The sequence below is a fragment of the Phenylobacterium sp. genome (assembly GCF_046590535.1).
Lineage (GTDB): Bacteria > Pseudomonadota > Alphaproteobacteria > Caulobacterales > Caulobacteraceae > Phenylobacterium.
Window position 1 is genome coordinate 1 of sequence record NZ_JBKJTG010000244.1, and the last position, 3,170, is coordinate 3,170.

4 protein-coding genes are annotated in these 3,170 nt (G+C 66.4%); 1 reads left to right on the forward strand and 3 read right to left on the reverse strand.

Annotated features, from left to right (window positions below):
- Positions 1-174 precede the first annotated feature (174 nt).
- The 3 genes from ACLL81_RS15210 to ACLL81_RS15220 all read right to left on the reverse strand — a co-directional run bounded on the left by ACLL81_RS15210 (position 175) and on the right by ACLL81_RS15220 (position 2,621).
- Positions 175-420 carry a hypothetical protein gene (locus ACLL81_RS15210; RefSeq protein WP_411289206.1) on the reverse strand — a complete coding sequence of 82 codons (246 nt, stop codon included), beginning with the start codon at positions 418-420 and terminating at the stop codon, positions 175-177.
- Entirely contained in the window at positions 417-1,019 is a 603-nt protein-coding gene (locus tag ACLL81_RS15215) for an HD domain-containing protein (protein WP_411289207.1), read from the reverse strand. Before ACLL81_RS15215 ends, ACLL81_RS15210 begins: the two co-directional genes overlap by 4 nt.
- Before the next feature lie 165 nt (positions 1,020-1,184).
- The gene (locus ACLL81_RS15220; RefSeq protein ID WP_411289208.1) at positions 1,185-2,621 is read right to left on the reverse strand and encodes a recombinase family protein; all 1,437 of its coding nucleotides are present in this window, start codon (positions 2,619-2,621) and stop codon (positions 1,185-1,187) included.
- A 112-nt stretch (positions 2,622-2,733) separates the two neighbouring features.
- Between ACLL81_RS15220 and ACLL81_RS15225 the strand changes: the two genes are divergently transcribed.
- Positions 2,734-3,170 (forward strand): antitoxin Xre/MbcA/ParS toxin-binding domain-containing protein (locus tag ACLL81_RS15225; protein ID WP_411289209.1); only part of this gene is annotated, 437 nt, incomplete at its 3' end.

Below are 3,170 nucleotides of genomic sequence, written 5' to 3' on the forward strand. Positions count from 1 at the left end.
GGTGGCTGCGAACACCTCGGCCGCCAGGTCGGCGATGGCGGAGGCTCGCGGATTCGGAAGGAAAGCGATGCCAGCGGCGCTGGTAGAGGCCGTCGCGTCCAAGCTCCCAGCCAAGCCGAGAGTCCGCGGCAGGCTCAGCCTCTTTGGCAGGAAGCGGTCGGAGCCTACCGAGGGCTAGTCCTGGCGCTCGCGCGGCCGGTAGAGATGGATGATCCGGCACCCCGAACAGAACATCTCTTCGCCACCTTCAGTCACCTCACTTTGCTCATGTCCCCAGGGCGGGCATCCGTAGGGCCCGGGGCAAAGCGCCAACTCTCCCCACTCGCCTGGGGGCATGGCCTGCAGGGTCAGATTGATTTCCTGCCGGACCTCAGGGTTGTAGTCGGGGAGGTCGCGATCCTCGTCCGTCTCCGCCCTCAAGGATTGACTGCCTTCAGGTCGTGACGGGGGGAGGCCAGCGCCCGCGTGAGCTCTTTGATAGCGTCACCTAGCTCGGCGATCGGCGCGCGAGCCCGGTGGGCGCACAGGGCCTCGGTCACCGCCCGGTAGTACCAGACCACCCGATCGGGCTCGTTGAACCGCTCCAGCGACTGCGGACCATCGCGGCGTACGTCGCGAAGGGTGGCGGTGAGGTTGTGCAGCTTGTCCGCCGCGGTGATCAGCGCCGCCTGCGGCCCCGCGGACCCAAGCCGGGCCAAGTAGGCTGTCTTGCGCTCCAGCCATGGGAGCTTCTCGCCCGGGTTGGGCGCCGTGCTGTCGGTGCAGTGGAGCACGAGGTCGGCGACGCGGTCTCCGAACCGCGTCCGGATGGCCTGGGCGGTCGCTTCCCCGCCCTGGTCCTCGACCGCGTCGTGCAGTAAGGCCGCGATCGCAGTGTCCTCGTCGCCGCCCCACTCCAGCACGGTGGCGGTGACCGCGAGCAGGTGGGCCACGTAGGGGATGTCATTGCCCTTTCGGGCCTGGGTTCGGTGGAGCTTCTCGGCGAACGTCAGCGCGTCGGCAAACCGATCAGTCAGCATGCATGTCTCCTGTAGCGCGTCTCGCTGCGGCCGAAGTGGTCGCGTCTCGGACGCTAGGTCTTGGGGGGAAGTTGGGCGCCGGCCTAGTTGGCGGCAGCGCTTGAATCGTACTTAGGCAGCGTTCCCATCGGGCGCAAGAGCGCGCCGCCATTGAGGGCGAGGGACCTATTCGCTGGTCGACATACTTGCCCGCAGCGCTGCTGCCTGCGCCTGCGTGACCGCTTGCCCCCCAAAACGGTCCAACGCCAGTTCCTGCTGGTTAGTCGGAGCATACCCGACGAGGGCGTAGGCCTGCCGCATGCCGCCAAACCGGCGCCTGTAGACCTCCGCAGGCGCTATCGAAGAGGCTGCATTGATGATGGCCACCGAAAGTGCCCCCTTCTCGGTCAGCAGCTGCGCAAGGCGGTCCAGAAGGGCCTCGTCGGTGCGGGGGGCCAACTTGCGGCGACGACGGCTCGGATGATGGCGATGCGCCCAGGCCGCGGCCGCAATTTGCTGGCGGTTGGGCTCGTATCCGGCAAAGCGGAACGCCTGGGATAAGGAGCCGAAGCGACGGTGGTAGGTGCCAGCGCAACGGGTTCTCGCATCACCCTCGATGACGCCCCGGCTGAGCCGGCCGACATCGGCCAGCACCGCCCGCAATTCCTCAAGCAGCTGTTCGTCATTGGCCCGTGATGCGCGGGGCCTGGCATAGATCTGCACCGCGTCGAAAACCTTGCGGGAGATCAGCGGTTCGAACGCGCCGGCCTTGCGCACCCACTTATCACTCGATTGCCTTGTGGAACGCCGCAGGCGGGTGGAAACCTTCCCGCAGACATTCGTGCCCACGTAGGCCTCGTTGACCAGCATCAGGCGGATCTTACCCGGGGTCCAGGGTCCGGCGCCGGAGGAGGCGATGGCCTCCTTGATCAGGGTGCGCGCGATCTCGCCGGCTGACAGTCCACCGACGAGGGAGAGTCGGAAAATCTTTCGCAGCACAGCCACCTCTTTGGGTGGACCGGGCGCAAGCGTCACGTGCCAGCCTCGCAAAGCCTTGTGCTGCCCCCGTTCGAGGACGGGTCCCGGCGTCCCATCCGGATTGAGAACCTGTCGGCGCAGCGCATACGGCGCCGGGCCCCCCTGCCAGTAGCCCTGCTTGGCCAGGCCCCGCTTGGCGCGGGAGACCCGCGTGGAGAGTTCCCGGCTGTACTCCGCCGCCATCGCGCGCTTGAGGCCCTTGATGAGGGTCGTGCTCAGGCTGCGGTCGTTGGCGAAGGGCTCGGCGCTGTACTCGATCTCGACGCCAGCCTCCCGGCACAGGAACTCGTAGTGCCCACTCTGGTCGGGGTCCTGAAACCGGCCCCAGCGGCTCACGTCGTAGACGACGACCACCGTGAAATCTGCAGCGCCAGACATGACATCGGCGAGCAACGCTTTCAGGCCCGCGCGCTTCTCCAGGGTGAGACCGCTAACCCCGGCGTCCTCGTAGGTCCTGACGAGGTCGTACCCGCGCTCGCGGGCGTACGACGTATTGCAGGCGGTCTGGTAGGCGATTGAATAGGCCTGCTGATCGGTCGACATGCGGACGTACTGAGCCGCCCTGGGCTTCGGAGGGCTGGACATGCGCCACCTCGCGATCTGTTGGTCCCGTCTGACCTAAGCCTGCAGTCAGTCGGCTTGCAATTGCCAACGTACGACCGTATTTTTACCGGAATTGAGGTCAAAGGAACGGCACATGGCCGAAGTGCCAAAGAAGGCGGCGATACCAGTGGGCCATCAACAGGTCCGTAAGGTCGCCCGCTCACGCCTCTCGGGCCGGTTCTCGATTGCTAGTTTGATGAACGAACGCGGCGCCGTGAAGGTCGATGATGTTGCGGACGCCTTCAGCATGTCCAAAGCGCAGCTGGCGGAGACGGCCGGCCTGGCCCGCGAAGTCTTCCAGAAGGCGAGCCGCCGGGACGGCCCCAAGGCGCAGACCCGGGTACGCGAGATGCTGGAGATCATCAGCCTCGTGCAAGCCTGGGCTGGCGGGCCAGCTCAGGCGATGGCCTGGTACAGGGCCGAGCAGATCCCGGCGTTTGGCGGGCGAACGGCTGAAGCTTTGGTGAAGTCGGGAAAAGCGGGCGCGGTACGCGACTATGTCGATCACCTAGCGGCCGGCGGCTACGCTTG

Coding starts and splice junctions, on each gene's coding strand:
- ACLL81_RS15215 (WP_411289207.1), bottom strand. CDS start 1,019: ATGCTGACTGATCGGTTTGCCGACGCGCTGACGTTCGCCGAGAAGCTC.
- ACLL81_RS15220 (WP_411289208.1), bottom strand. CDS start 2,621: ATGTCCAGCCCTCCGAAGCCCAGGGCGGCTCAGTACGTCCGCATGTCG.